33 protein-coding genes and 1 pseudogene are annotated in these 26,357 nt (G+C 71.3%); 7 read left to right on the forward strand and 27 right to left on the reverse strand.

The features are described 5' to 3' along the window. Positions 1-24 precede the first annotated feature (24 nt). Positions 25-234: a hypothetical protein gene (locus tag ACFC09_RS17665; protein ID WP_376528852.1), complete on the reverse strand. Its 210-nt coding sequence runs from the start codon at positions 232-234 to the stop codon at positions 25-27. On the opposite strand from ACFC09_RS17665, the gene ACFC09_RS17670 reads away from it, so the two are divergent. Both ACFC09_RS17670 and ACFC09_RS17675 read left to right on the forward strand, forming a co-directional pair. Beyond that, the gene (locus tag ACFC09_RS17670) at positions 233-652 is read left to right on the forward strand and encodes a hypothetical protein (RefSeq protein WP_376528855.1); all 420 of its coding nucleotides are present in this window, start codon (positions 233-235) and stop codon (positions 650-652) included. The genes ACFC09_RS17665 and ACFC09_RS17670 overlap by 2 nt on opposite strands. Next, a complete protein-coding gene (locus ACFC09_RS17675; RefSeq protein ID WP_376528857.1) occupies positions 631-1,602 on the forward strand; it encodes a LacI family DNA-binding transcriptional regulator in 972 nt (323 codons plus the stop codon). The genes ACFC09_RS17670 and ACFC09_RS17675 overlap by 22 nt, the downstream gene beginning before the upstream one ends. A 302-nt stretch (positions 1,603-1,904) precedes the next feature. Here the strand turns inward: ACFC09_RS17675 and ACFC09_RS17680 are convergent, their stop codons facing one another. Together ACFC09_RS17680 and ACFC09_RS17685 are read right to left on the reverse strand one after the other, a co-directional pair. After that, on the reverse strand, positions 1,905-2,324 hold the full coding sequence (locus ACFC09_RS17680) for an arsenate reductase ArsC (protein ID WP_376528859.1): 420 nt from the start codon (positions 2,322-2,324) through the stop codon (positions 1,905-1,907). A gap of 45 nt (positions 2,325-2,369) precedes the next feature. Then, entirely contained in the window at positions 2,370-2,654 is a 285-nt protein-coding gene (locus tag ACFC09_RS17685) for a hypothetical protein (protein ID WP_376528861.1), read from the reverse strand. Positions 2,655-2,727: 73 nt separating this feature from the next. On the opposite strand from ACFC09_RS17685, the gene ACFC09_RS17690 reads away from it, so the two are divergent. Continuing rightward, on the forward strand, positions 2,728-3,036 hold the full coding sequence (locus tag ACFC09_RS17690) for an ArsR/SmtB family transcription factor (protein ID WP_376528863.1): 309 nt from the start codon (positions 2,728-2,730) through the stop codon (positions 3,034-3,036). Next, the gene (arsB, locus tag ACFC09_RS17695; protein ID WP_376528866.1) at positions 3,033-4,124 is read left to right on the forward strand and encodes an ACR3 family arsenite efflux transporter; all 1,092 of its coding nucleotides are present in this window, start codon (positions 3,033-3,035) and stop codon (positions 4,122-4,124) included. The genes ACFC09_RS17690 and arsB overlap by 4 nt, the downstream gene beginning before the upstream one ends. 95 nt (positions 4,125-4,219) lie before the next feature. Here the strand turns inward: arsB and ACFC09_RS17700 are convergent. Next, positions 4,220-4,390 (reverse strand): annotated as a pseudogene (locus ACFC09_RS17700) (GNAT family N-acetyltransferase); the annotation flags it as partial. 77 nt (positions 4,391-4,467) lie between these two features. Beyond that, complete coding sequence (locus ACFC09_RS17705) at positions 4,468-4,842, reverse strand: ArsR/SmtB family transcription factor (protein ID WP_376528868.1); 375 nt, start codon at positions 4,840-4,842, stop codon at positions 4,468-4,470. Positions 4,843-5,256: 414 nt separating this feature from the next. On the opposite strand from ACFC09_RS17705, the gene ACFC09_RS17710 reads away from it, so the two are divergent. Continuing rightward, complete coding sequence (locus ACFC09_RS17710) at positions 5,257-6,630, forward strand: NAD(P)-binding domain-containing protein (RefSeq protein WP_376528871.1); 1,374 nt, start codon at positions 5,257-5,259, stop codon at positions 6,628-6,630. Positions 6,631-6,926: 296 nt separating this feature from the next. Here the strand turns inward: ACFC09_RS17710 and ACFC09_RS17715 are convergent, their stop codons facing one another. Next, positions 6,927-7,295, reverse strand: coding sequence for a hypothetical protein (locus ACFC09_RS17715; protein WP_376528874.1), 369 nt, complete (start codon positions 7,293-7,295; stop codon positions 6,927-6,929). A 3-nt stretch (positions 7,296-7,298) separates the two neighbouring features. Here ACFC09_RS17715 and ACFC09_RS17720 point away from each other — a divergent pair, with 3 nt between their 5' ends. Continuing rightward, positions 7,299-8,084 (forward strand): helix-turn-helix domain-containing protein, encoded by a 786-nt coding sequence (locus ACFC09_RS17720; RefSeq protein ID WP_376528876.1) that lies wholly within the window; start codon positions 7,299-7,301, stop codon positions 8,082-8,084. Positions 8,085-8,287: 203 nt separating this feature from the next. Here ACFC09_RS17720 and ACFC09_RS17725 read toward each other — a convergent pair whose 3' ends face one another. The 21 genes from ACFC09_RS17725 to ACFC09_RS17825 form a co-directional block, all read right to left on the reverse strand. Further along, positions 8,288-8,563, reverse strand: coding sequence for an Ada metal-binding domain-containing protein (locus tag ACFC09_RS17725; protein WP_376528879.1), 276 nt, complete (start codon positions 8,561-8,563; stop codon positions 8,288-8,290). Beyond that, positions 8,560-9,300: a 2OG-Fe(II) oxygenase gene (locus ACFC09_RS17730; RefSeq protein WP_376528882.1), complete on the reverse strand. Its 741-nt coding sequence runs from the start codon at positions 9,298-9,300 to the stop codon at positions 8,560-8,562. The genes ACFC09_RS17725 and ACFC09_RS17730 overlap by 4 nt, the downstream gene beginning before the upstream one ends. Next, entirely contained in the window at positions 9,297-9,956 is a 660-nt protein-coding gene (locus ACFC09_RS17735; RefSeq protein ID WP_376528884.1) for a methylated-DNA--[protein]-cysteine S-methyltransferase, read from the reverse strand. Before ACFC09_RS17735 ends, ACFC09_RS17730 begins: the two co-directional genes overlap by 4 nt. Continuing rightward, positions 9,953-10,444 carry an RNA polymerase sigma factor gene (locus tag ACFC09_RS17740; RefSeq protein WP_376528887.1) on the reverse strand — a complete coding sequence of 164 codons (492 nt, stop codon included), beginning with the start codon at positions 10,442-10,444 and terminating at the stop codon, positions 9,953-9,955. Before ACFC09_RS17740 ends, ACFC09_RS17735 begins: the two co-directional genes overlap by 4 nt. A 49-nt stretch (positions 10,445-10,493) precedes the next feature. After that, the gene (locus ACFC09_RS17745) at positions 10,494-11,006 is read right to left on the reverse strand and encodes a methylated-DNA--[protein]-cysteine S-methyltransferase (protein WP_376528890.1); all 513 of its coding nucleotides are present in this window, start codon (positions 11,004-11,006) and stop codon (positions 10,494-10,496) included. A 284-nt stretch (positions 11,007-11,290) separates the two neighbouring features. Continuing rightward, a complete protein-coding gene (locus ACFC09_RS17750; protein ID WP_376528893.1) occupies positions 11,291-12,118 on the reverse strand; it encodes an isocitrate lyase/phosphoenolpyruvate mutase family protein in 828 nt (275 codons plus the stop codon). Between the two features lie 461 nt (positions 12,119-12,579). Next, entirely contained in the window at positions 12,580-13,092 is a 513-nt protein-coding gene (locus tag ACFC09_RS17755) for a methylated-DNA--[protein]-cysteine S-methyltransferase (protein WP_376528895.1), read from the reverse strand. Positions 13,093-13,271: 179 nt separating this feature from the next. Next, positions 13,272-13,748, reverse strand: coding sequence for a nucleotidyltransferase domain-containing protein (locus ACFC09_RS17760; protein ID WP_376528897.1), 477 nt, complete (start codon positions 13,746-13,748; stop codon positions 13,272-13,274). A 76-nt stretch (positions 13,749-13,824) separates the two neighbouring features. Then, positions 13,825-14,637, reverse strand: coding sequence for an ABC transporter permease (locus ACFC09_RS17765; protein ID WP_376528900.1), 813 nt, complete (start codon positions 14,635-14,637; stop codon positions 13,825-13,827). A gap of 10 nt (positions 14,638-14,647) precedes the next feature. Continuing rightward, positions 14,648-15,412 (reverse strand): ABC transporter permease, encoded by a 765-nt coding sequence (locus ACFC09_RS17770; protein ID WP_376528902.1) that lies wholly within the window; start codon positions 15,410-15,412, stop codon positions 14,648-14,650. Positions 15,413-15,414: 2 nt separating this feature from the next. Beyond that, positions 15,415-16,344, reverse strand: a complete 930-nt coding sequence (locus ACFC09_RS17775) for an ABC transporter ATP-binding protein (protein ID WP_376528905.1) — start codon at positions 16,342-16,344, stop codon at positions 15,415-15,417. A 43-nt stretch (positions 16,345-16,387) separates the two neighbouring features. Next, entirely contained in the window at positions 16,388-17,764 is a 1,377-nt protein-coding gene (locus ACFC09_RS17780; RefSeq protein WP_376528907.1) for a glycosyltransferase, read from the reverse strand. Beyond that, positions 17,755-18,366 carry a D-glycero-alpha-D-manno-heptose-1,7-bisphosphate 7-phosphatase gene (locus tag ACFC09_RS17785; RefSeq protein WP_376528910.1) on the reverse strand — a complete coding sequence of 204 codons (612 nt, stop codon included), beginning with the start codon at positions 18,364-18,366 and terminating at the stop codon, positions 17,755-17,757. Before ACFC09_RS17785 ends, ACFC09_RS17780 begins: the two co-directional genes overlap by 10 nt. Beyond that, positions 18,354-19,652 carry a UDP binding domain-containing protein gene (locus ACFC09_RS17790; RefSeq protein ID WP_376528912.1) on the reverse strand — a complete coding sequence of 433 codons (1,299 nt, stop codon included), beginning with the start codon at positions 19,650-19,652 and terminating at the stop codon, positions 18,354-18,356. The genes ACFC09_RS17785 and ACFC09_RS17790 overlap by 13 nt, the downstream gene beginning before the upstream one ends. Next, positions 19,645-20,604 (reverse strand): NAD-dependent epimerase/dehydratase family protein, encoded by a 960-nt coding sequence (locus ACFC09_RS17795; RefSeq protein WP_376528915.1) that lies wholly within the window; start codon positions 20,602-20,604, stop codon positions 19,645-19,647. Before ACFC09_RS17795 ends, ACFC09_RS17790 begins: the two co-directional genes overlap by 8 nt. Before the next feature lie 53 nt (positions 20,605-20,657). After that, complete coding sequence (locus ACFC09_RS17800) at positions 20,658-21,263, reverse strand: SIS domain-containing protein (RefSeq protein WP_376528917.1); 606 nt, start codon at positions 21,261-21,263, stop codon at positions 20,658-20,660. Next, positions 21,260-22,264: a Gfo/Idh/MocA family protein gene (locus ACFC09_RS17805; protein ID WP_376528920.1), complete on the reverse strand. Its 1,005-nt coding sequence runs from the start codon at positions 22,262-22,264 to the stop codon at positions 21,260-21,262. Before ACFC09_RS17805 ends, ACFC09_RS17800 begins: the two co-directional genes overlap by 4 nt. After that, positions 22,249-23,304, reverse strand: a complete 1,056-nt coding sequence (locus ACFC09_RS17810; RefSeq protein ID WP_376528923.1) for a hypothetical protein — start codon at positions 23,302-23,304, stop codon at positions 22,249-22,251. Before ACFC09_RS17810 ends, ACFC09_RS17805 begins: the two co-directional genes overlap by 16 nt. Continuing rightward, on the reverse strand, positions 23,301-24,035 hold the full coding sequence (locus ACFC09_RS17815; protein WP_376528926.1) for an NDP-sugar synthase: 735 nt from the start codon (positions 24,033-24,035) through the stop codon (positions 23,301-23,303). Before ACFC09_RS17815 ends, ACFC09_RS17810 begins: the two co-directional genes overlap by 4 nt. Continuing rightward, on the reverse strand, positions 24,032-25,189 hold the full coding sequence (locus ACFC09_RS17820) for a DegT/DnrJ/EryC1/StrS family aminotransferase (RefSeq protein ID WP_376528928.1): 1,158 nt from the start codon (positions 25,187-25,189) through the stop codon (positions 24,032-24,034). The genes ACFC09_RS17815 and ACFC09_RS17820 overlap by 4 nt, the downstream gene beginning before the upstream one ends. After that, complete coding sequence (locus ACFC09_RS17825) at positions 25,186-25,842, reverse strand: transaldolase family protein (protein WP_376528931.1); 657 nt, start codon at positions 25,840-25,842, stop codon at positions 25,186-25,188. The genes ACFC09_RS17820 and ACFC09_RS17825 overlap by 4 nt, the downstream gene beginning before the upstream one ends. A 245-nt stretch (positions 25,843-26,087) precedes the next feature. Here ACFC09_RS17825 and ACFC09_RS17830 point away from each other — a divergent pair, with 245 nt between their 5' ends. Then, a complete protein-coding gene (locus ACFC09_RS17830) occupies positions 26,088-26,339 on the forward strand; it encodes an acyl carrier protein (RefSeq protein ID WP_376528934.1) in 252 nt (83 codons plus the stop codon). The last annotated feature ends 18 nt before the right edge of the window (positions 26,340-26,357 follow it).

A 26,357-nucleotide genomic window follows, 5' to 3' on the forward strand; every position in this document is an offset into this window, starting at 1 on the left:
AGATCGCGTCGACTGCGTCCGTGTTCAGCTCGGCTCCGCGTGCGCCGCGCGCGGTGACGGCGATCGGGGCCGCGCCAGGCGCGCGTACGGTGACGGGGCGCAGCCGCTGCCCCGCCGGCGAGGAAGGAGGCGAGCACGCCGCGGGATGTCCGCGGCGAGCACGCGGACGTGCTCGGGCTCCGGCAGGTCGTCGGCTCCCACGTCGACGTCGGTGCAGTTGTCGTCGGGGCCCATGACCGGCACCGTGATTTACGATCGCAACGCCTTCGTGACGGATCACCGCACCGAGGTCGACGTCGGCGCCGGCGAGGGCGTGCTCGGCGTCGCGGCCCACGGGGGCAAGCACGGTGACGTCGGCGCCGGGACGACGGGCGGCGGGCGCCCGGTTCGCGCCCCTGCCTCCGCCCGCCTGGAATCGCCCGTGCGGCACGGTGTGGCCCAGGTCGAGATGTACGGAGCCGACGACGAGCGATCTGCCACCGCCCGACGAGTCCTGCCGCAGGCGGTCACGCGGTACCGCTGCCGATGGGAAAAGCATTTCCGAACCCAAGCATGCCGGCCTCTTCCTGGTCAACAGCTCGCCGCGACCACACTGCTACCATCCGGCAGCCGGAACCGGAGGGGATCAGGATGGGCGTACGCATCGGCCTGAAGGACGTGGCATTACGCGCGGGGGTGTCGGTGCCGACGGCGAGCCGCGTCCTGTCCGGTGTTCAGCGCAATGTCGATCCGGAGCTGGCGCTACGGGTACGGAAAGCCTGCGACGAACTGGGCTACAGGGTGAACGCGGCGGCGCGAGCCCTGCGGGTTCAGTCCACGAATTCATTGGCGCTCGTCGTTCCGGCGATTGCGAACGCATACTTCGCAGAGCTGGTGTCGGCGTATGCGCGGCACCTCGATCTTCAGGGCAAGCGGCTGGTGACGATCGACACGGACGAGAATCCCGAGATCGAGCAGCGTCAGCTCGGCGCCATGGATCGCGCGCTGGTGGATGCGGTGCTGGTGACGCCTGCGGCGTTCAAGCGGAGCGGCGCGGCCATCGCGGAGCTCGCGCGTTCCCATCGTGTCGTGCAGGTGGACCGTCGCGCGTGGGGCGTCGAGGCGCCGTCGGTGCGGCTCGACAATGCGGCGGGAGTGCGCCTGCTCGTGGACCACCTGCGGGCGCGGGGCCGCCGCAGCATCCTGATGGTCGCCGCCCAGGAGGACTCGTCGTCGAGCATCGAGCGCACGGCGGCGTTCCGCGCGCTCGCCGGGCCGGACGACCGGGTTCTGGAAATGCCGAGCTTCACGGTGGCGAGTGGCATCGACGCGGCGAAGCTCCTGCTCGCGGAGCCCGGCGACACGGATGCGGTCATCTGCACCGCCGATATCGTTGCGCTCGGCCTGCTGACGGCGCTTCAGCACGCCGGTAAACGCGTGCCCGCAGACTATGCGATCACGAGCTTCGACGGCACGTACATCTCCGAAACGGCCGCGCCGGGGCTCACCACCCTCGGCTCGACCGCCGAGCGCATGGTCGATGCCTCCCTCGCCCTCCTGGACCGCGGCGACGGCGATGTCGTACTCGAACCCGAACTCGTGGTACGCGGTTCGAGCGGCTGAGGGGACGGCCGGTCGAGGGTGACGCGGTAGCCGAGTTCGTCGAGCCGGGACACGGCTCGGTGTGAGCGCGGCGGCGTGCGGCCCGTTCGGGTTCGCGCCGGGGTGAAGCGGCTGCCGCCTGGGGCAAGGCGGAGACGGGTCAGGAAGGCGCGGTGCCGGCGGGAGCGGCCGGTGAGCGCCCCGTTCGACTCGGGGATCCTGCTGCGCATGCGGCGCGGGCGGTGTAGAGGACTGCGGTGTACCCGGCGGGCCCGAAGCCTACGACGATGACTCGCGCGCGTCGTCGGGGTGCGTCACGGCCATCACGCCTCCTGTGTGGCGTCGATCTCGGCGATGAGGGCCTCGATGCGGGTCCTGATCTCGTCGCGGATGGGGCGGACGGCCTCGACGCCCTTGCCCGCGGGGTCTTCCAGGGTCCAGTCGAGGTACTTCTTGCCGGGGAAGATCGGGCAGGCGTCGCCGCAGCCCATGGTGATCACGTAGTCGGACGCCTGGACGGCCTCGGTGGTGAGGATCTTCGGCATGGCGTCGGAGATGTCGACGCCGACCTCGGCCATGGCCTCGACGGCGGCCGGGTTGACCTGGTCGCCCGGGATGGAACCGGCGGAGCGGACCTCGATCCGGTCGCCCGCGAGGTGGTCGAGGAATCCGGCGGCCATCTGTGAGCGGCCGGCGTTGTGGACGCAGACGAACAGCACGGAGGCAAGCGGAGCGGAGGACATGCGTTCTTCCTTCACAAGGTGAGTGGCGGGTGGTGCGCCGGCGGTTCAGATGCTCGGCAGGCCGGCGGGCAGGTCGGTGATGCGGCTGTCGATGTCGTCCCGGATCCGACGGACGACTGCGATCGGGACTCGTCGGGATCGGCTACGGGCCAGTCCGGACAGCGGCGGCCGGGCACGACGGGGCAGGCGTCGCCGCAGCCCGTCGTGATGACGATGTCCGCGGCGCGCCACGGTCTCGGCCGGGACGTGGTCGGCGTGCCGGGTGGCGAGCCGGGCTGCGTCGGCGGCCAGGCGCTCGTCGAGCGGCGCAGGGGTGGGAGCGGCGGACATGGAAGACCCTTTCGGCGGGCCATAGGTCAGCCCCGGCTGGTATCAGCACCGGGTGATGTGACACTATCAGTCCATGATGACGTCAGTCGACACTGATCTGATCCGGGTGCTGGCCGACCCGCTCAGGCTCCGGATCGTGACCCTGCTCGCCCGCGAGACGCTGTGCACCACCCACCTGGTGGAGGAGACCGGCGCCAAGCAGACGAACCTCTCCAACCACCTGAAGGTCCTGCGCGAGGCCGGGGTCGTCGAGACCGAGCCGTGCGGGCGCTTCACCTACTACAAGCTCCGCGTGGACGTCATCGCATCGCTCGCCGGGCACTTCGCCGACCTGGCCGAACAGGCCCGTACAGCCGCCGACAACAAGAGAGCCTGCCCGTGACCCGCACCGAAGCGCCCGCGACGGCGCAGGAAGCATCCGTCGTCGCCAAGCTCTCCACGCTCGACCGGTATCTCGCCGTGTGGATCCTCCTCGCCATGGCCGTCGGCCTCGGTCTCGGACGGGCCGTCCCCGGACTGAACGACGCGCTGGCGAAGGTGGAGATCGGCGGGATCTCCCTGCCGATCGCGATCGGCCTGCTGATCATGATGTATCCGGTTCTGGCGAAGGTCCGCTACGACAAGCTCGACGCGGTCACCGGCGACCGGAAACTGATGCTCTCCTCGCTGGTGATCAACTGGCTCGTCGGCCCAGCGGTGATGTTCACGCTGGCGTGGATCTTCCTGCCGGACCTGCCCGAGTACCGCACCGGCCTGATCATCGTCGGCCTGGCTCGTTGCATCGCCATGGTGATCATCTGGAACGACCTCGCCTGCGGCGACCGCGAGGCGGCTGCCGTCCTCGTCGCACTGAACTCGGTCTTCCAGGTCCTCGCCTTCGGCCTGCTGGGCTGGTTCTACCTCCATCTGCTGCCGGGCTGGCTCGGCCTGGGCGACGGCGAGCACCTGGCCGTCTCGATGTGGAAGATCGCGCTGAACGTGGTCGTCTTCCTCGGCGTCCCGCTGCTGGCCGGGTTCCTGACTCGCCGCATCGGCGAGAAGAAACTCGGCCGCGAGAAGTACGAGACGGGCTTCCTGCCGAAGATCGGCCCGTGGGCGCTGTACGGGCTGCTGTTCACGATCGTCATCCTCTTCGCCTTGCAGGGGAAGACCATCACGTCCCGGCCACTGGACGTTGCGCGGATTGCGCTGCCGCTGCTGGTGTACTTCGCGGTGATGTGGTTCGGTACCTTCGCCCTCGGCAAGGTCATCGGTCTCGCCTACGACCGCACCGCGACGCTCGCGTTCACCGCCGCGGGCAACAACTTCGAGCTGGCGATCGCGGTCGCCATCGCCACCTTCGGCGTCACCTCCGGCCAGGCCCTGTCCGGCGTCGTCGGCCCGCTCATCGAGGTGCCCGTGCTCGTCGCGCTGGTCTACGTCTCCCTTGCCTGGCGGCCGAAGTTCACGGCCGCACGGCTGGGTTCATGACGCGGCACGTGGATGTGATGGTGGTCGGCGGCGGCAGCAGCTCAGGCGCGTAGAGGTACCCGCGCGGCCAATGAGCCGCGCCCGCCTCCGCTCGGCTACGGCGACTGACGGCGTTCGACGAGAACGGCGTCGCGCCGGACGCCGTGGTGGCGGCCGATCCGCTCGCCGGTACCGATGATGCGGAAGCCGTCGCGTTGGCGCAGGGTGAGTCCGGCGGCGTTCTCGGGGAGGATCCCGGCCAGGATGGTCCGGATCCCGGCCGCCTGCTCGGCGTGCTCCGCCGCCGGCGGCACGAGCAGCGCTCTCGACGCGCGCTCACCGCATTCCCCCGTCCGTCCGGGCGTCAGGCCGCAGCCGGCATGGCCAGCAGCTTGCCCATCGCGGCGAGCACCGACGGCTCGACCCGGTAGTACACCCAGGTGCCGCGCCGCTCGGAGGTCAGCAGGCCCGCCTCCTTCAGCTTCTTCAGGTGGTGGGAGACGGTCGGCTGGGAGACGCCGACGTCGGAGATGTCGCACACGCACGCCTCGCCGCCCTCGTGGGAGGCGACGGCGGAAAACAGCCGGAGCCGGACCGGGTCGCCGAGCGCCTTGAACATCCGCGCCGCCCTCTCGGCCTCCTCGGCGGTCATCGGGCGCTCGGTCAGCGGCGGGCAGCACGGCACCACGCCCTGGCCTGCGGCGGACTCAAGCAGCGGAAGCACCTCGGCATTCGACATGCATCTATGTTGACACATGTCGAACCAGGTGCGGCGAGTACGGCGCGATGGCGGCCGTCATCGATGACCGGCCGCGTCGAAGACGTGCGCACCAGCGCGCCCGGCGGCGCGACGTCCGGGCCGCTGCACCCCAGCAGAAGTGCAGGTCACGGCCGAGCGTGCGCTGCGCCGTGAACTCACCGGGCTGAGCCGGGCCGGCGCACGACGTGCCGGCCGGTGCGGATGCCGGCGGCCAGTCGGTCGGCGTAGGCGGTGAGGTAGGCGACGACCTCGTCGCGGGGCGGGCAGCAGCCCGGGTCGGCACCGGGGAACCCCTTCTAGTTTCGATACATGTCTATGTTGACGCTTATCGAAACAGATGCCATGCTGGCCGCGCAAGCCATCGACAGATGTCGAAACAAGCAAGGAGTCGCCGTGACCGCACCCGCCACCACCGACCTGCCCGTCGTCGTGATCGGAGCCGGCCCCATCGGTCTGGCCGCCGCCGCCCACCTGACCGGCCGAGGCATCACCCCGCTGGTCCTGGAGGCCGGCACGGCCGCCGGCGCCACGGTGCGCGCCTGGTCGCACGTGCGTCTGTTCTCCACCTGGGGCGAAGTGGTCGACCCGGCCGCCGAAAAGCTCCTCGCCCCCACCGACTGGACACGCCCCGACCCGGCGGCATACCCCTCGGGCGGCGACTGGGCGGAGCAGTACCTGCAACCGCTCGCCGATGTCCTCGGCGACCGCGTACGCCTGGGCGCCACGGTCACCGGTGTCTCCCGGGCCGGCCGCGACCGGATCGTGGATGCCGACCGCGAAGCCCAGCCCTTCGTCGTGCACGTCGCCTACGCCGACGGCCGCGAGGAGCGCATCTTCGCCCGCGCGGTCATCGACGCCTCCGGCACCTGGAGAACCCCGTCCCCGGCCGGCGGCAGCGGCCTGCCCGCGCTCGGCGAGAAGGCCGCCGCCGACCGCATCACCTACCGCGTCCCCGACTTCAAGGACCCGGCCGTCCGCGCCCGGTACGCGGGCAAGCGCACTGCCGTGATCGGTTCTGGCGCCTCCGCGTTCACCGCGCTCGCCCACCTCGCCGACCTCGCCGGGACGCAGGACGGCGCCGGCTCGAAGGCGGTCTGGATCCTGCGCCGGGGCATCTCCGGCTCCACCTTCGGCGGCGGCGAAGCCGACCAGTTGCCCGCCCGTGGCGTCCTCGGACTCACCGCGAAGGCAGCCGTCGACGGCGGCTACGCCGACGCGGTCACGGGCTTCCGCACCGAGGCGATCGAACGCGACGGCGACGGGCGCCCGGTGCTGGTGGGCGAGGACGGACGGCGGCTTCAGCCGGTGGACGAGGTGATCGTGCTGACCGGCTTCCGCCCCGACCTGTCCTTCCTGTCCGAGGTTCGCCTGAACCTGGACGAGCGGCTCCAGGCCCCGGTCGGGCTCGCCCCGCTGATCGACCCCAACCAGCACTCCTGCGGCACCGTCTACCCGCACGGCCACCGTGAACTGGCCCACCCCGAACGGGGCGTCTACGTGGTCGGCATGAAGTCCTACGGCCGCGCCCCGACGTTCTTGGCCATGACCGGCCACGAGCAGGTCCGCTCCGTGGTCGCCGCGATCGCCGGCGACAACGAGGCCGCCGACCGCGTCGAACTCACCCTGCCCGAGACCGGCGTATGCGGAGGAGCGGGCCTGTTCGACGACCCCGACGCCGTCCAGGGCAGCGCGGACGGCGGCTGCTGCGCCGCCCCGGCCACCCTCCGGATCGGCATCGGCGCCCCGACTGCCTCCGGCGGCCGCTGAACAGCGTCGTCGGCACCCTGGCCAGGCAGCCGAACAGCACCTGCTGCGTCGGCCCGGCCGAGGTGGACACGAGGGAACCGGCCGTCTCGGGCGGCTGCTGCGGCTCGTGACCGAACTCACCACCCGTGACAGCGGGGCCGCGACCGGATCACGGGATTGACCGCGGCCCCCGGCCGCCCTGCCCACCCTCGCGCCGGCCCGGCCCCTAGGCCCCCTACCAGCCCGCGTTCGCCGCCCTGACCCGCCTGACGACTGTTGAGGCCGGTGATCACGCGGACCGTCCTCGGCGACCAGGCTCAAGCCGTCGTCGCAACAGCGACGGCCCAGCCGATGTAGGCGAAGTTGAGAAGCACCTTGACGGTTGCGCCGGCCAGCCCGCGAGCACGGCGCGGCCGCTCGGCCACGGCCCGCGCCAGCCCGTCGAGGTGCGCGACAACGAAGACCGAGATCATCGCCGCGGCGATCCACCCGCCCGCCGCTCGGCTCCGCGGCGCGAGGAGGAGAACACTGTCGGCGATCAGCGCAACCCCGCCCACGGCGACGAGCAGTCGTGCGCGACCCAGCCAGGAAGGGACCAGCCGGCGGACGTGGTCCGGGCGCACGAAGTGCGCGACGCCGTTGACAACCAGGAAGACCGCCAGGGCGACGGCCGCAATAGAATGCATGCCATGACGGTGCCGCCGAGTCAGGCGTGGACGCTTGAACGAAACGATCGTCGCCTCCACTTCGCGTCCGGCCCGGCGGCGACGATGTTCGCCGAGTCCGGCGCTTTTCGGGTACGCCCCCACCGGCACCCGGCGTGGAAGATCGTGCTCGCGCTCGGCGGCGGTGTCGAGGTCGGCTACGGCGGTAACCGCACCGTCGCCGCGGTCGGCGTGATCGTGCCGCCGCAGCTGGCACACACCTGCGCCGTGTCGTCGGCCTACGTCGCCCTCTTCCTGGACCCATGGGAGCTGGCGCTCGGCACCGACCCGACTGGCCTGGACGAGCACGCGACCCACCGCGTACTCGCGGCCCTCGACCATCCCGGCCCCGGCGCCGACCTGGACGCGGCCCGTGCCGAGCTCACGGCCCTCGCCAAAGCGGGCGCCCCGCTCGATGCCAGGGTCGCCCACGCGGTGCGGGAGATCACCCGCCCCGGATCCACCGCCACGATCGGCGCGGTCGCCGCCCAGGTCGGGCTCTCCCAGCCGCGATTGCGCACCCTCGTCCGCGACTGGGTGGGGATCCCGCTCCCGCGGCTACGCCTGTGGGCCAGGCTGCGCACCGCCCTGACCGAACTACCGGCCGAGTCCGCGGCCGCAGCGGCCGCTTTCGCGGGCTTCGCCGACCAGGCACACCTCACCCGCACGGCGCGAACCCTCGCCGGCCGCACCCCGTCGGAGATCCTCCGCCCGGGAACGCCTGGCCCCCCGGCCTCCGGCGCGATCCCAGGCCGACGCGATCAGACGTGAGGTGGCAAGGGCGTGCGGGGTGCGGGGTGCGGGGTGCGGGGTGCGGGGTGCGGGGTGCGGCCGGAGCCGATCACGAGAGTGCGGGCACGGCGGGCGGTCGCGGGCGATGCCGATGACGGTCGCGACCTCGGCGTCCGTGGCCGCCAGGTCCGCGTCCCGACGCGCCGGCGCCTCCAGCGGGGGGCTGGTCAGGGATTCCAACGTCAGCTGTTCTCCCGGGCGTTCTTCCAATCCTGGTAGCGATCCTTGCAGCAGGCTCCGCAGGGACGGAACCCGGCGGCGACCGCGGTGGCCTCGTCGGCGAAGAAGACCCGGTGCTTCACGTAGCCGCCGCGGGCGATGACGCGCAGCGCGGAGGGACAGTCGAGACGTCCGTAGATCTTCGAGCCGCGGTGGCCGCCCCACCGCCCCTTGACCGCGGACCGGTAGGAACGGCCGTCGGCCCCCACCAGGGTGTACGTCCTCGTCGCGGCGCTCATGCGGCGTCGTGGAAGACGAGGGCGAGGGTGTGGCGTTCGCCGGACCGGATGGCGGACACGCCGTGCCGGACCGGCGCGGCGGACCATCCACGGGCGGACGCGACGGGTCGGTCGCGGGTGGTGAAGACGTATCCGTGGCCGTGCGGCAGCAGCGTGGCGGTGCCCCGGGACTGGGCGCGCGGGCGCTGTTCCAGCAGCAGGAACTCACCGCCCGTGTGGTCCACTCCGGGCTCGTTGAGGTTGATCACGACCTGCAACGGGAACACGAGGTCGCCGTACAGGTCGCGATGCAGGGCGTTCCAGTCCTTCTCGCCGTAGTGGAGCAGGATCGCCGAGGACTTCGTCTGGCCGGCGTCGTGGCACATCCGGAGCCACTCGTCGAGCGAGTCCGGCCACGGTGCGGGCCGGCCGAGCTTGGTCCACCAGTCGCGGGCGATGGGAAGCAGCCGCGGGTACAGCGCCTGCTTGAGCGCCTCGACCGGTTCCGGGTACGGCGCGTTGAAGTACCGGTACCGGCCCTCGCCGAATCGGTGCCGGCCCATGTCGACGGTGCTGCGGAACAGGCCGTCCTGCCCGTACAGCTCCCTGATCTCGACGGTTTCCTCCGGGGTCAGCAGTTGCGGCAGCAGCGCGCCGCCGTACTCGTCGACCTCGGTGGTGATCGCCTCCCAGTCGCCGGACTCGACGCGGCTGGACCACCGGTCCGTCTTCGTCCTGGGCGCCTTCTCGGTGTTCATGCTGCGGCCTCCAGGTTCAGCAGCGTGGTCTTGGCTTCGAGTCCGCCGACGTAACCGCCGAGCGTGCCGTCGGTGCGCAGTACGCGGTGGCACGGGACGACGATCGGGAGCGGGTTGGTCGCACAGGCGGTGCCCACCGCCCGGACGGCCTTGGGGTTGCCGACGAGCTCGGCCATGTCGCGGTAGCTGCGGGTCTGGCCGTACCCGATCTCGGGCAGATGTGTCTGCACGAGGCGCCGGAATCCGCGCGACAAGGACAGGTCCAGCGGCAGGTCGAAGCCCTGCCGGCGCCGGGCGAAGTACTCGTCGATCTCGCGCGCCGCTGCGTCCAGCCGCCGGGGTGCGCGCAGGATGCGCGGGCTGAGTTTCTGGCCGAGGACTTCCAGAACCCGGTCGTGGTCCTCGCCGGCGTATGCCACGCGGACCAGGCCCTTCGGGGTGGCGGCGAGCAGCAGCCTGCCGACCGGTGAGTCGACGGTGGTGTAGGCGACGTCCACGAGTCCGGCGCCCTCGGCCGCCTGCTCCAGCCGGCGGTGAAGCCGGCCGAGCGTGCCGGCGTCCACGGGCGTCGACAGCAGGGCGGTCATGCCGTCGTCGCAGTTATCGTGATCGTCGCCATCATGGCGCATGATGCTGTCGACGTGAATGACGTTCATGATGATGCTCCCTCCGTGATCGCGCCCGGATACTTCTTCCTGAGATTCTTGACCCCGTCCGCAGCGGCCCGGCGGGCCGCCTCGACGGATCCGCCGAGGATCTCCGCGATCTCGGCGTATGCCAGGCCCGCCACATAGCGGTAGGCGACGGCCTGGCGCTGTTTGACCGGGAGCCCCTTCACCGCGGTCCACAGATCGGAATCCCCGGTGTCCGGGATGCCCTGGCCCGTCGGTGTCTCCGGTACCTCCTCGACCGGCAGTGGGCTCCTCTTCGCCGCGCGCAGCACGTCGATCGCCTTGCGGTGTGCGATCGTCACGAGCCACGCCTCCACGTTCGCCGTCTCCGGCAGGTCGGGATAGGCGCGCATGGCGGAGAGAAAGGTCTCCGACCACGCGTCGTCCGCGTCGTGCGGGCCGAGGACGACCCGGCAGACGCGCAGCACGGTGGCACCGTGTTGCGCGACCACGTTCTCGAACGGCTGTTTCATGTCCATCCCATTGAAGACGTGCCTGTGGTGACAAACGCGTGTTTTCCCATCAAAGCAACCGTCCGGCGCTGACCGCGGAGGGCTTTTCGCGCTCCGGCAGCGCCCTCTGGTGCATCAGCCCGCCCGCGTATCCGGTGCGGGAACCGTCGGCGCCGACGGCCCGGTGGCACGGCACGAGGACGCACAGCGGGTTCGCGCCCGCGGCCTGTCCGACCGGTTGCGCGAGGCGGCGGTCCCCGGCCCGCTCGGCGATATCGCCGTAAGGGGTCGTGTCACCGCACTGGACGCTCTTCACGATGTCCCAGACGGCGCGCTGGAACGAGTCGCCCTCGGCGGCGAGCGGGAGCTCGAACCACCTGCGCCGCCCCGCCAGGTAGTCGCCCAGCTGCCGCGCCGCCTCGTCCAGCAGCGAGTCCGCCGAGCCGGTCACCTCGGGGCCGAGCGTCTCCTGCGGGGGCCGGCGGGCGTGGCGCCCGAAGTACAGGCCGGTGATGGTCTCGCCCTTGGCGACGAGCGTGACCGGTCCGAGGCGGGTCTCGATCACGAGGTGTCGCGTGCTCATCCACGTCTCCCTTCTCCTGACCGGTAGACGCACGGCGCCCGCAAGACGTGAGATCCCAGTCGGTGCCGTTCGTGACGAAGGAAGCCGGCCAGGTTCGGGCAGCTGCCCGTGAGGCTCTCGATGCCGTGCACAGGGAGCGGACGGGAAGAGAGGATCGCCCGTGGTGGCAGCCGATGGCACAGAAGGCACATGAGGGAAGTCAGCGCCCGCGCAGACCTGGACGGCAGCCCACTCCGGCCGGAAGGGCGGACGGCTCGGGCGCCGGCCGCCCGCCCCGGGCTGGGCTACTTCGCGAACTTGTCGTTGAACGCGAAGTAGTCGATGGACTCGGCCATGGCCTTGTCCCGGCCGGCGAGGAACGCGCGGGCCGCGTCGACGGCGCTGGTGTAGGCGACCTGGGCGATGGCAGTGCCGGCGGAGTACCGGGAGACGCCGGCCTCGCGGAGTTGCTCGGGCGAGGGCGCGCCGGGCAGCCACATGGCGTTGATCTTCAGCCCGGTCTCGCGCGCGACGGTGCCCAGCGCGTCGAGGTCGAGCAGGCCGGGGATGAACAGGCCGTCGGCGCCGGCTTCCCGGTAGGCGTTCCCGCGGGCGATGACGTCGGCCAGCCGGCCGTCCTCCTCGCCGACCCCGAGGAGGAACACGTCGGTGCGGGCGTTGATGAACAGGTCGACGCCCGTGTCCTTGGCCGCCGCGCGGGCAGCCGCGATCCGCTCGGCGGCGGCCACGGTGTCATGAAGCGGCCCGTCGGACGCGCCGGAGTCCTCCAGGTTGACGCCGACGATGCCCGTGGCCAGGAACTGCGTGACCATCGCGCGCAGGCCGTCGGCGCTGTCGGCGTAAGCGTTCTCGATGTCGGCGCTGACCGGCAGCTCGGTCGCCGCCACGATGCGCTCCAGATTCGCCAGCACGTCCGCCTTGGCCAGCGAGCGGCCGTCAGGGACGCCCTGCGACCACGACTGTGCGCCCGACGAAGTCGCGATGGCCTTGGCACCGATCGTGGTGATCAGGTGAGCGCTGGCCGCGTCCCAGGCGTTGGGCAGCACGAGGAAGCCGTCGTGCAAGCCGCGGAACAGCTCGGCAAGGTCCTGCTGGGTGCGGATGTCGGACATGTGCCGTTCTCCTTCCGGACCGAATCTCGGTCTCGCCTGGGAGACGTGCCCCCACCTGCGAACGTGAGATGCCGGAGAGAGATGCCGGAGACGGAAAACGTCCAAGACCTTTTTCCGGGCCGCGGACCACAGCCGGGACGCGGCGTAGCTGCGCCACGGCCGCCGGCTCTCGACCGCCGCAGCGGGGTCGCCGACGCCGCGGGCGGCCAGGACGCGCCGCAGGACCGGGCCGCCGGCGGGGAAGGCGTCCCGGTCGGTGCCGGCGCGGATGGCCAGGTGGCCCACCGTCCACGGCCCGCCCCGTAGGCCGCGCCGAGGGTGGTGCGCGAGGGCAGGTTGCCGGCGTCGCCGATGTCGGCGAACAGTTCGGCGACCGTCTGCACGGTGCGGGTGCGGGCGCGGGTCAGGCCGATGCGTTCGCGCGGCTGGGTGTGCCCTCTGGCCGGAGCGTAGGGACGGGGCTAGAACAGCCGCTCGGCCCGTGCCTCGGGCGGCTCCTCCAAGTCCAGCAGGATCTGCTTGCGTTCGAGCCCGCCGCCGAATCCGGTGAGCTTGCCGCCCGCACCGATCACCCGATGGCAGGGGATGACGATACTCACCGGGTTGCGCCCCACGGCCTGGCCCACGATCTGCGCGAACCCCTTGCTGCCCAGTTCGACCGCGATGTCGCCGTAGGTGATCCGTTCGCCGTACGGGATCTCCCGCAACTGCGCCCAGACCCGCTCCTGGAACTCGTCTCCGTTCGTCACCGCCGGAACGTCGAACACCTGCCGCTCCCCCGCGAAGTACTCGCCGAGTTCGCTTTCCGCCTGCGCCAGGAGCGGATCGGCGGAGGTCTCGACGCGGCGGCCCCATGACGAGGGCGGGGGCGTGTACCGATAGCGCGGAAAATACAGCCCCATCAGCGCGTCATCACCGGCGACGAGCAGAAGCCGCCCCACCGGGCCGTCCACATAGGCGTGCCGGACGTCCATTCTGATCACCTCTCTGCACAGCAGTCTGTCCGTAGTGAAGACGCGCGGGCGGCGTGGAACGTGAGACGCGCCCTGACGGTGGTGAGCAGCGGTGGCTTCGGGCCGCACCCGTCAACGGCACCGACGCCCGCCTCGCCCACGTCGCCGTCGGCGGGCGCCGGGGGAGGAATACGGCTGCCTCAACGGACTGCCGTGTGGGCCGTCAGCCGGGCGATGTCGCCTCGGTCCTTGTCCGTGAGCGGGTAGCCCTGGTGGGCCCGCAACTGGGTGTCAGTGTCGACGCAGAGGACCGTGTGCCCGCCGATCCTGCCGGGTACCGGAGCCGGGTAGTGGAACGTGCCTCCGTCGGGCAGCACCTGGTCTCCGCCGCCGTCCTCCGTCGCGTCGACCGGGTGCAGATCCACCTCCCGTCCGGCCTGGTCCGCGAGGGCCAGCGCGGTCGGCAGTACGTCTCGCAGCACCCGGGTGAATCCGGCGGCTGCCAGAGCCGCACGGATCGTGTCCAACTCTGTGCGCAGCACCACCAGATCAAGATCCGAGTGCGGCCGCGACACCGTGCCCAGCAGAGCTTCGACGCCCCAGCCACCGTCCACCCACGCCGTCACGTCCGCGTCCGTGAGTTCGTCGAGTACCGCGATCACGTCCTGTTCGCCCATCACGCGATCATCGTGCCAGATGCCCGGCGCCCTTCGGCGGGGCGTCACCGGCCGGTGGACTGCCAGGGGTCGACGGCTAGGCGTGCAGCAGCCTGTCCAGGCGGCGGCTCGCGAGCGCGCAGGAGAGCACGGCCAGCGCGACGAGGTAGCCCACGTGGCCGAGGTCGCTCCAGCCGGTGTGCCCGAAGGCCAGGTCCCGGGTGAGGGAAACCGCGTGCCACAGGGGAGTCGCCATGACGAGGACGTCCAGGTGAAGGGGGTAGGTGTCGGGCGAGACGAACGTTCCGCTGAAGAGGAACATGGCGAACGCGATCAGGTTGACGCGGTCGAAGTCCTCGGTGCCGCGCAGGAACGTGGCCGCGGCGACGCCCAGCGCGCTGAAAGCGATGCTGCTCAAGAGACAGGCGGCGAACAGCACGGGCAACCGCGAAGGGTCGGTGAGTCCCAGCGCCCCCATCAGTGCCAGGAAGGGGACGGAGTGCACGGCACCGCCGGCCACCGACCACATCACCTCCCCGGCTGCGACCTCCCAGGCGGAGACCGGGGTGAGTGCCGTCGCGTCGTGCAGCCGTACCATGCGCAGCTTGGTGAAGAAGTTGAAGGTGGCTTCGGCGAGGGCGCCGTTCATCACCGACGCGGCGAGCATGGAGGCGGCGACGTAGGGGACGTAGTCCACTGTGCTGCCGTGGAAGGACACACTGTCCAGGAGTGCTCCGACGCCGAACCCGATGGACGCCAAGTAGAAGGCGGGTTCGAACACACCTGACAGCATCACCCAGAGGTAGGAGGGATGCCTGGCCGCGTCCACGTTGCGCGCGAACACGGCGTAGACACGTTTGAGGCGGGCAGTCGTGCTGCCGGTGTCGGGGGCGGTATCGGCGAAGTTCACGCAGGGCTCCTCAGTCCGACAGCCGGCGGTTGAACGCCCGCACCGCCAGGGCCGTTCCCGCCCCGGCCCAGCAGGCCAGTACCAGCACATCGAGAACGGCCCGCTGCGTGTCCCATCCGCCGAGCACGCACATTCTCGACAGTTCGGCGCCCTGGCTCAGCGGGAGCGCCCAGGCGATCCCCTGCCAGGGCTGGGGCAGATCGTTCAGCGGGAAGTAGACCCCGCACAGCATGGTCATCGGCACGACGAGGAGGCGGAACAGTACGTCGTACGCTCCCGGTCGGCGGATGGTCGCGCTGAGGGCGAAGACCGGTGCGGCCACGGCCCATCCGAGGAGCAGTGCCACAGGCAGGACGAGCAGGGTGGTCCATGATCTCGGTATGCCGAACGCTGTCATCACCAGGAGGAACCCGCAGGCGGCGAGCATGACCTTCAGCAGTACGCACAGCAGGTGGCCGGTCATGATGTCGGTCACCGTCGCCGGGGTGTTGCGGATGGCGTGGTAGGTACGGCTCCACTCGAAGCCTCCGAAGACGGGCCAGGCCGATTCCACCGCGGCGATCTGCACCGCGCTGCCGGCGTAGAGGCCGGGTGCGACGTAGTCCAGGTAGGAGGTGCCCACTGCGGGGTCGTGCACGTAGCGGCCCAGGGACCAGCCGAGGCCCACCAGCAGGCAGACGGGCAGGACGAACGAGTTGAACGCCGAGTTGCTCCATGTGCGGCGGTAGGAGGTGGCGAAATGTGCGGTCACCGCGGACACCGAGTGCAGGGTCATGGTCAGTCCACCAGCGTCCGGCCGGTCAGGCGGAGAAAGACGTCCTCAAGACCGGATCTGCGGACGGTGGCGCTGCGGACGCGGACGCCGCTGCGGTGCACGGCCCCCGCGGCGGCGTCCCCGTCGTCGGCGTGGACGAGCACCCGGTCGGGCAGGACGTCGATCTCCAGACCGAGGCCGTCCAGCGCCGCCCGCAGCGCGCCGGGTTCGTCGACGAAGCGGAGTTCGACCACTTCTTTGCTGCAATGCTCGGCGATGAGTGCCGTGGGGGCTCCCTCCGCGACAATGTGTCCCTTGTCCATCACCACCAGGCGGTCGCACAACTGCTCCGCCTCGTCCATGTAGTGCGTCGTGAGGATGAGGGTGACGCCGTTCCTGCGGAGGTGGTCCAGCCGGTCCCAGAGCAGATGGCGGGCCTGCGGGTCGAGGCCCGTGGTGGGCTCGTCGAGCAGGACCAGTCGGGGATTGTTGATCAGTGCCCGTGCGATGCTGAGGCGTCTTTTCATGCCCCCGGACAGAGTGTCCACCCGCGTGCCGCTCCGGTCGGCCAGGCGGACGAATTCCAGCAGTTCGTCCGCGCGACGGCGGGCCTCGGACCTGGGGATGCCGAAATAGCGGGCGAAGACGGTGAGGTTCTGCGCAAGACTCAGTTCCGGGTCCAGGGTGTCCTGCTGGGGGCAGACACCCAGACGCCGCCGAATCTCCGGGCCGTCCGTGACCGCGTCCAGCCCGAAGAGGGTCAGTCTGCCCCTGGTCGGCCGGGAGGTGCAGCAGACCATGCGCATGGTGGACGACTTGCCGGCTCCGTTCGGGCCCAGCAGCCCGAACACCTCCCCCGGTCGGACGCTGAAGTCGATCCCGCCCACGGCGGTGAACTCTCCGTACTGCTTGACCAGAGCGTCTGCCCTGACGAGGGGCGTGTGGCCGGACATACGGTGTTCCCTTCTGGTGTGCGGCGGCCGGGGCGCGGCCCGTTCAGGGCGCCGGGGCGAACCCGGGCAGGCCGATGACCGCGAGGTGCCGGTCGAGCAACTCCTCGAAGGAATGCGCCCAGTTCGTGTGGAAGTCGTGCTCCCGCACCGCACGCCGGTGTGCGGTGCGGCTCATCTCGGCGCGCGCCTCGTCGTCCATTGCGCGGACGGCCAGCAGGGTGTCGGCGACGGCGCCCGGCTCGCGGCTCTCGGTGATCAGGCCGGTGGCACCGTGCTCGATCAACTCGGGGTACACGCCGGCCGGAACGCCCACCACCACCAGTCCTCCCCCGTTGCTCATGAGTGCCGCCTCGATCGGTGTCACTGATGCGGCCTCGCGTTCCGACAGGAAGGCGGCGCACCGTGTGCGGGGCCACTGGCACAGGGCGGACAGCACCTGGTCGTCCTGTCCGTCCAGCAGGACCGCGGGCGAGCCGACGTCTCGTGCGTGCTCGCGCAGAGCGGGGTTGGGAAACGGGTTGAGGACGACGGGCAGGAGTGCGTCGCCGGCCCGGTGTGCGGCGTCGATCAGCAGCTCGAAGCCCTTCTCGGCCACTCCCCTGCCCCAGCTGACCACGAGGTCGCGGTCGGTGGGAACGCCGAGGGACCGCAGCAGGCCGGGATCCGGTCGGAGGCGGCGGAACTTGTCGGCCCCGGTGGGAACTCCCGCGCGGGCGAAGAGGAACTTGTCGTCGGGTATCCCGTAGACCTGTTGGTACTGCTCGCGCATCCAGAAGGACTCCCAGCCCACGCACACCCTGGGTTCGGAGCGCGCGAGGTGGCCCATCACGGAGTCGGCGTAGGTCTCGGGAAGCTCCGCGTCACCACCGGGCCGCAGCACGGGGTTGTGTGTCATGTGGACGTATGTGGCGTCGATGCCGAGCTGGTCCGCGGCGCGCATCAGGAAGCGCGCGGTCATGGCGAACATGCTCATGCCCGAGACGACCAGGACGGAGTCGGTGTCCTCGGCCACGGTGATGGCGACCTGGGCGGCGGAGGCGCCCAGTGCCAGGCAGTGTTCGAAGTGGTCGACCTCCCAGGCGTGGGCGCGGGGGTCGGCGAGGGAGTGGTAGCGGACTTCACCGGGCGGTGCGTGTCGCCGCAGCGCCGCGGCGAACACCGCGTCGTCGGTTCCCCCGCAGCTCGCACGTTCGGCGACGTGCCAGCTCAGCTCTACTCCGCGGGCTTCGGCGGAGGTTGCCGCGCCGTCCCTGGCGGCCAGGATGTTGTGCACGTAGCGGGCCACGCCGCCCTCGGTCTGCCGGAAGCCCTCGTTGGTGAGGAGCAGTACGGCCACCTGGTGGCGCCTGCGTCCGCTCCCGGGCGTGGCCGGCCCGCCCGGCGGCCGGAGCGCGGACTCGTACGTGTCGTTCACTGCCATGTCTGACTCTCCCTCCGCGGCGCGCCGGGGTGGCGCTCCCGGTAGCCGGTGGCCACTTGGTGGGCGCGGTGCCGCAGCACCGTCCGGACGGCCGCCGGGAGATCTGTGGCGTAGTCGAGCCCGTCGGCCGTGCTGTCCGTGTTCCTGCCCGTGATGAGCACGGCGCGCGCGCCGGCGTTCAGCGCGCACTGTGCGTCGGTGGGCCGGTCGCCGATCAGGAAGCTGTCCTTCAGGTGGATCCCTTGGCGCGCGGCGGCCTGTCTGAGCCAGTGGCTCGACGGTTTGCGGCAGCGGCAGCGGTCCGCCGCCGTGTGCGGGCAGACGTACACGGCCGCCATGTCCGGCAGGAGGGCGTGCAGGGCGCTCAGCGCGCGGTGGTCCAGCAGCCCTCGGGCGAGGTCCGGCTGGTTGGTGACGACGACGAGGTGTGCGCCCGCCTGGTGCAGCGCCCGCAGGCAGGTCGGAGCGCCGGGCTCCCAGCGCCACTCCTGGGCTGTGCGGGGCGAGCCGCGTCGGCCGTCCCGCGTCACGTGGCTGTTGAGCGTGCCGTCGCGGTCGAGGAAGACACACCAGCGGGGAGTGCGTGCGGTCATCTCTGCCATGGATCGATGCTCTGCCAGCCCGGTGGGGTCGCCACGCTGCTGTCCGTCCGCGTCCCCGCCAGTCTCAGGAGCAGTGGCCGGCGTGGGCGGACGGCATCCAGGAATCCGGGGTGGGTGAAGGCGCGATGTTCGGCCACGACCACCAGGCAGTCGGCGCCGTCGGCGGCCTCGGCCAGCCGGGCGTGCCGGTGCAGGCCCGCGATCTCCTCCTGGTCCGCGACGGGGTCGTAGGCCGTGACATGGGCCCCCTGTGCCGACAGTTCGTGGGCGAGGGTCCGGGCCGGCGAGTCCCGCAGCGTGGTCACGTCCGGTTTGTAGGTCAACCCGAGCAGGCAGATCCGGCGTCCGCGCAGCCCCTCCAGCCGGCGGTCCAGTACGGCCAACGGTGCCAGGGAGTGGACGGAGTTGGCGGCCGAGATGGCCCGGAACAGGCCGTCGCGCCCCACGGGTTCGCCCTGCTCCCACAGGGCCCGCACATCGCGTTGCAGGGTCGCCCCCGAGTAGGGGCCTCCGGGGCGCAACGGGGCCGATGCGGCGACCCGTTCGTCGGCGCGCACGCCCTCCAGTACGGTCTGCGGGTCGCCGCCCAGCCATGCCGTCACGGCTCCGATGTCGTTGGCCAGGGTGATGCACGCCGCCAGGTAGGCGTTGGTGCCGTGTTTGATGAGTTCGGCCTCGACGAGACCGGTGTGCAGTACCCGGCCGGGTTCCAGGCGTGCGGTCAGTTCCTTCACCGCGGGTGGTAGTTCCAGGGCCGCGCAGCCGAGAACCAGGCGGTGCGGACGCAGGAAGTCCGCCATCGAGCGTCCGAGTCGCAGGTTCTCCGGCGCGTGGACGAGGCTCTCGGGAGCCGCGCCGGTGGTTGCCAGCGTCCTGTCGCATGTGCCGGCCCGTACCTGGCTGGTCAGGAGCACCGGAGCGGTGCGGCCGACGGTGCAGAGCAGGTGTTCGGCGCTGCGTGCGGGCCGGTCGTCCGCCATGGAGCCGTCGGCCGTGGTGCGGGAGTCGAAGGCGATCACGATCAGGTCGGTGGTCACGGCGGCCGCCTGCGTTTCGTCGGCTCCCTCGGCCGTCCGTATACCGGCCGCCGCTGCCGCGCCGGCCATCACTTCGGCCACCCGGGGCTCGCCCGCCGCTCGCCGGCCCGCCAGCAGCGCCTGGGCCGCCGCGGGGTCTGCTTCCCAGGGGCATCCGGCGCGCAAGGTCACCGTGTAGCCCGCTTCCGTCAGGCCCGCGACGGTGACGGAGGCCAGGTGCCAGTCGCCGACGACGAGGACGTCAGGCATCGGCGCGTTCCTTCACCAGCCGCCTCACGGCCTCGCGCACGGCCGCTTCGGACTCGCGTTCGGCCCGCCAACCGAGTGCGTGGGCCCGGGAGAGGTCGAACTCGACCACGGGCACGTCGCCCGGCCATCCGCGTTCGCCGGTCCCCAGCTCGATCTCGGGGTTCAGCCCCAGTTCCTCGGCCACGATGGCCGCGATACGGGTCACGGCGACCGTGTCCACCGTGCCCAGGTTGGCCACCAGCACGCCTCCCGCGGCGTGCGGCGCCAGGTCGGCGATGCCGCGCGCGCAGTCCTCGGCGAGGAAGTAGTTCTTGCGTTGCCGTCCGTTGCCGAGGACTTCCAGCCGGTGCGGATCACGCCGCAGCTTCTCCAGGAAGTCGTAGATCACACCGTGGTTCATCCGCCCGCCCACGACGTTGCCGAAGCGGAAGATCGCCGCCTCGATGCCGTAGAGGTGGTTGTACGCGGAGATCAGCCCCTCCGCCCCGAGCTTGGCGGCGCCGTAGACGGAGATCGGCAGGAACGGCCCGTCGTGTTCGGCGGTGGGGCGGACGGAGGGCTCTCCGTAGACCGTGGACGAGGAGGAGAAGGTGAGTTTCGCGACCCCGCTGACGCGCATGGCTTCGAGCACGGAACGGGTGCCGAGCACGGACTGGTTGACGTCGACCCAGTTGTTCGCCAAGCCGACGCGCATGTCCACGCTCGCCGCCAGGTGGATCACCCGGTCCACGCCGTCGGACATGATCTCGGCCAGGTCGTCCGTGCGCAGGATGTCGAGTCGGTGGAAGACGGCGGCGCCGCTGTCGAGATGGGGGCGGATGTGCTCGCGTGTGCTGTTGGAGAGGTCGTCGACGACCACCACCGGGATGTCCCTGGCCGCCAGCAGATCGACGACATGGCTGCCGATGAAGCCCGCCCCGCCTGTCACCAGGACGGTCTGTTCGGTCGTCATAGCGACTCCTTTGTCTGTCCGGTCGTTCGTGCGTCGCGCGGTACGTGCGCTCCTCAGCGCTGCTGGACCGTCTTGCCGGAGAGTTCGAGGCAGATGGCGTGGGCGAGGAGTACGTGCACGGACTCCACCGCGGGGGTGGCGTAGGGCTCCTCGAACAGAGGTGTGTTGATGTGCACGTCGCTCAGTGCGGCCAGGGCCCCGCCGTCGAAGCCGGTGACACCGATGACGAAGGCGCCGCGTTCGCGTGCGTGACGGGCCAGCTCGACGAGGTTGTTCGACACGTCTCCGTCAAGTGAGCCGCCGTGCACGGAGAACAGCACCACCGCGTCACGGGTGTCGGGCCCGCTCGGCAGCCAGGGTTCGGCCAGGTGCCGGAGGGCGAGCGAGGGGTCGTCGTCGTTGGTCCACGCCGTGTGGCAGGCCACGTTGTCGGTGAGTGACAGGGCGCGGAACGAGGGTTGTCGGGGCTGCCGGGTGAACTTGGCCAGATCAGCCGCGAAGTGGGATGCGGTGGAGCTGGAGCCGCCGTTGCCCGCGGTGAGTACGACACCGTGCCTGTTGCGTACTTCGTCCAGCAGGGCGCAGGCGCCCCGTACGGCGTCGAGGTCGAGGCCGTTCACCAGGTCCAGGGCCTGGTCGCGCAGGATCGTGCTGCTCACTGTTCCTCCGTTGTCACATCGGCCCACGTGCCGCTGCGGGCGGATCGGTAGGCGGCTTCCACGATGGCCAGGGAGCGCGGGCCGCTCTCGTCGGGAGTCCGGAGGGTCCGCTCCTGGGTCGCCCGGCAGAACGCCTCCCACTCCTCGCGCCAGGTCGGGTCCGGGCCGCGGAACACGGTCTCCCGGGCGGTGAAGGGGCCGCTCGACCGTGGCTCGACGGTCAGGGTCTGATCGCCGTAGGAGCCCCCGAGTCCCGAGACGCGGACGGTGGCGTCCTCCAGCGTCACCTCCAGCAGGAAGCGGTTGCGCCACTGGCTCAGGCTGCTGCGGACGAAGGCGACCTGTCCCTGCTCGGATCTGAGCAGTACGTGTGCGTCGTCCTCCAGGCCGGCCGGGAGGCCGAACGAGGACTGGAGGTGGGCGAAGACGTCCCGCACCGGCCACAGGAGCGTGCTCACCAGGTCGACCAGATGAATGCCTTGCTCCATCAGCTGGCCGCCGGAGACGACGGCCGGGTCGGCCCGCCATTCCGTGTGGTAGCCCGGTCGTACGGCATGCCCGTACACCGCGATGGCGGACAGGGCCCGCCCGTGTCCGCCGGCGGCGACCGCCTCTCCCAGCGCGCGCACGGCGGGGTGGAAGCGGTGGTTGAATCCGCACCACAGTGTCCGCCGGTGCGCGGCGGCCGCCCGCATCATCCGGCCGGCCGCGGCGGCCGACGGGGCGAGCGGCTTCTCGCACAGCACGTGGACGCCGTGCCCGAGTGCCGCCACGGCCGAGTCCTCGTGCACGTGCGGAGGCGTCGCCACCACGACGGCGTCGACGGCGTCCCGCTCCAGCAGCTCCGTCCAGTCGCGCCGTACCGCGGCGCCGGCCGGACGTGCCAGGTCCTGCACGGAGGCGGTGTCCGGTCCCGCGACCGCGACCAGTCGGTCCTGTGGCCGCAGAGCCGCCGCCCTGCGCCGGGCCTGGACTCCGGAACCGATCATCCCCACCCGCATGCCGGTGCCTCCCCTCTTTCCCGTTCCGCCGTCCCGCCCCCGAGCGGGTCCCGGCCCGTGTGCGCACGGGCGGGCAGTCCTTGCTGGAGACCTCTCGGCCAGGCGCGTACGGGGAGGGGGGTGAGGCCGAGACCGGTCAGGACGTCGAGTGTCCGACGCCGTTCGGTCGGCTCGACGGCCAGCAGCAGGTGGCCTCCGCCGCCCGCGCCGACGACCTTGAGGCCGTGTACTGCCGTGCCGGTCGCCTCCTGAACCCGCCGGCAGGCGGCATGGTCGGCCGCCGGGTTGCGGCGGATCTTCGCGGACCAGTGCGCGCGGAGCGCCGCGCCGATCAGCCGCGGGTTCCCCGACCGGTAGGCGCGGTCCATGGTGCGGGCCGCTTCCACTGCCGACCGATGGTCCTCGCGGGTGATCGGCCGCGCCTTGCCGAGGACATCGGCCGCGTCCCGTTCCTCGCCTGTCCGTGCCAGGACCAGGCCGCCGCCGGCCAGCAGTTCTGCGACGGTGTCGAACAGTTCCGGGTCCGAGGCGGCGTCGACGGTGCCGTCGGGGGAGAAATCCAGGCGTGCCGCGCCGCCCAGCGCCGCGATCCACTGGTCCTGCTGTCCCACCGACCGTCCGAGGAGTTCCCGTTCGAGACGGAAGGCGCGTGCGGCGCTCTCCCGGGCGCCGGGGGCGCGGCCGGCGAACCGGGCGAGCGCGTCGAGCAGGGCAACGGTGAAGGCGCCGGAGCCTCCCAGACCGGATCCGGGGAGCACCTGGGAGGCGACCGCCACGTGGGACGGGCCGTCGAGCCCCAGCATCGCGCGGGCCGCGCGGACGTACGGGTGCCGTTCGGCCTCGGCGGGCGAGACCCGGTGCACGGCGGCGGGCACGGCGCGAAGGGCCTGCTCCGGGGTGTCGGCCACGGCCACGTGCACGAACCGGTCGAGAGCCACGGCGGTGACGTTCGTGGGGCCGTGGCGGTAGTACTCGGGCAGGTCGGTTCCCCCGCCGGCCAGGCTCAGCCGCAACGGGGCTGTCGAGACGGCTGTCGTCATCGGGAGCCCTCCGCCCGGTCGCCGCTCGCCGGTCCACCGCGGTCGGAGAGGAGGGCGTCGGCGATCGACCACCGTTGCGGGGTTCCCACTTCGACGATCTTGTCGTCCACCCGATGGTGGGCCAGCCGGCCCTGCCGGGCGAGTGTGCCGAAGAAGCGGGCGTCGTCGTCGCCGGCCACGTCGGTGACCACGTCCGCGCGCATCCACCGGACGCCCCGGTCGATCAGCTCCCCCGTCGCTGCCGCGCCGTAGCGGGTGACGCGTGCTCCTTCGGCCAGCACGTTGCCGGGGTCGTACCCCGCCGACACCGGTGCTGTCAGCATCACGGCGTCCGCCCCCGTCTCGTGCGCGGTGGCGGACAGTCGATCCCGCAGGTCCTCGCCCGGCGGCGGCAGCACGTCTCCGAGCAGGAGCAGGAACTGCGGTGCGAGAGAGTCCGCGGCAGCGCGCAGGGCGGCCACCGGTCCGGCGGCGACCTGCTCCGCCACGACGCGGACCCGGGAGACCTGGCCGTTGGCCCGGTGCCAGTGCTCGGCGAACTCCTCGACGCGGGCGGCCTCATGGGCGGCCAGCAGCACGATCTCGTCGATCGTGGGCTCCACGGCCGCCGCGTCGAGGACGTGCCAGAGGAAAGGACGGCCGGCGACGGTGACCAGGCACTTCTGCCGGCCTCCGGTGATCTCTCCCATCCGGCGCCCGTAACCGCCGCACAGCACCACCACCTGTCTCATTCCTTCCCCAACTCCTTCAAGAGCGAGGTGAACTCCGTGACCACGTGGGCGGTGTCCTCGTCCGTCATGGCGGGGAAGATCGGCAGAGAGAGCAGGCGGGGGAAAGCGGCCTCGGCGCGGGGGAAGTCCTCCCGCCGCACGCCGAACGTCCTGCTGTAGTACGACATCTGGTGCAGGGGGCGGAAGTGCACGCTGGTGCCGACGCCCCTGCGTGCGAGTTCTTCGGCGACAGCGTCGCGATCGAGGCCGGACGGCAGCTGGACGACGTAGAGGTACCAGGAGGATGTGTTGCCCTCACTGTCCTCGGCGGGCAGTTGCAGCCCCTGGGCGGCGGGCAGTTGCGTGTGGTACGTGGCGGCGATGGACCGCCGTCGCTCGTACCACTGGTCCGCCTTGGCCACCTGTGTGCGCAGCAGCGCGGCTGCCGTGTCGGGCATGTTGTACTTGTGGCCGGCCGCGACCACGTCGTAGTGCGGTGACCGTCCGAACTCGCGGTGCCGGGCGTAGGCGTCCCGGTCGATGCCGTGCTGGGCGAGCACCCGGGCACGCTCCATGGCCTTTGCCGGGCCCAGGACGAGAAGGCCGCCCTCCGCGCTGGTGAGGGGCTTGGTCACGAAGAAGGAGAAGGCGGCGGCGTCGCCGAGGATGCCTGGGCCCACTCCGTCACGTTCGGCCGGCAACGCGTGCGCGCTGTCCTCGACGAGCAGCAGTCCGTGGGCGTCGCACAGGGCGCGCAGGGCGCGTACGTCGGCCATCCTGCCCGTGAAGTGCACGGCCAGCACGGCCCGGGTGCGCGGGGTGAGCGCCCTGCGTACCGCGGCCACGTCGATGAGCAGCGTGTCCTCTTCCACGTCCACGAGAACCGGTGTCGCTCCGGCGTGGACCACCGCCGCCGCTGTGGCGGTGAAGGTGACGGTGGGGACGATCACCTCGTCACCGGGGCCGACACCCAGGGCGCTCAGGGCGAGGTGCAGGGCCGCCGTGCCGGAGCTGACCACCATGGCCGCCGGCACCCCGAGGTAGTCCGCCAGTTCCTGCTCGGCCAGCTGGGCGATCCGACCGGTCCCGATCCATCCGCTGCGCAGGACGTCCGTGACCGCCTCGACCGCGTCCTCGGTCACCAGGGGGGCGGCGAACGGCACGGCTCTCGTCACAGCGTCAGCTCCGCCGCGTCGGCGGCGAACTGCCCTGCCATGGCGACACTCGCGGGGCTGTGGAGCCAGTCCTCCAGGACGGCCGGGGGCACGGTGACGATGTCCGCGCACGAGTCGAGCGCCGCGGTGACGTCCGCGCCTTCGCGAATGCTGCCGATGAGTACTCGGCAGTCCGGAGCGTCGCGATCCCGGCGGCGGGCAAGGGCGGCCGTCACCTCCGCCGGGCTCTCCCCGGCGTCCCGGGTCCGGCACCACAACAGGCTGATGTAGGAGGGGCAAAGGGCCAGCGCGGCGTACGCCTGCGCGCGAGAGGTGCAGGCGGTGACGTTCACCGCGACGCCGGAACTCTGCAGGCGCCGGATGAGCGCGGTGCGGTAGCGGCCGCCTGAGGTGACGAAAGGAACCTTGATCCGTACGCGGTTGTCGAGATCGGCCAGCGCGAGTGCCTCGCCGTACGCGGTCTCCTCGTCCTCGGACAGCACCTGGACGTGGAGTTCGCCCGGGTCCAGGTCGAGGAGGCGTTTGACGACGAGCTGGACCGGCATCACGCCGGCCTTGCGCATCAGTGTCGCGTTGGTCGTGACGCCCCGCACCACCGCCATGTCCAGCCAGGGCTGGGAGCGCGTCACATCGGCTGAGTCGAGGAATAACATCGGCCGCCCCTTCCGTCTCACCGAGTGATCTTCCGGAGGCGGAGTGCGAGCGCCTCGGGACACCCGTGCCTCTCCCACCTCCAGCGTTATACATGGCAGTTGACGATTCTCAAAGAGTTGCAACGATTTTGCGTCACACTGTCAATAAAATGCGGCGTTCTGTTGACAGAGAGAGCCTGCGCGTCCGACGGTCGTCCCTGTTGTCTTCTTCTCGCTGTGCACCGCGCCCCGGCAGGAGCCACTCCATGAACGAGGCCTCCGAAGACCTGCTCGCCGAAGTAACGGACTGGTACGGCGGCCGGCTCGCCCGTCCCTGCGGCGCCGACGAGCGGCTGTTCAGCTCCGGACGGCTCGACTCCCTCACCCTGATGGAGATGGTCGCGTGGGCGGAGACGGCACACGGCGTGGTGATCGCGCCCGAGGACCTCTCGCTGGCGAACTTCGACACCGCCCGGCAGTTGGCCGCGTACCTCTCCGGGCGGGGGGCGAGCGCGTGACCGCCCGAGCGCCGCAGG

The sequence above is a fragment of the Streptomyces sp. NPDC056161 genome, from assembly GCF_042268025.1.
Lineage (GTDB): Bacteria > Actinomycetota > Actinomycetes > Streptomycetales > Streptomycetaceae > Streptomyces.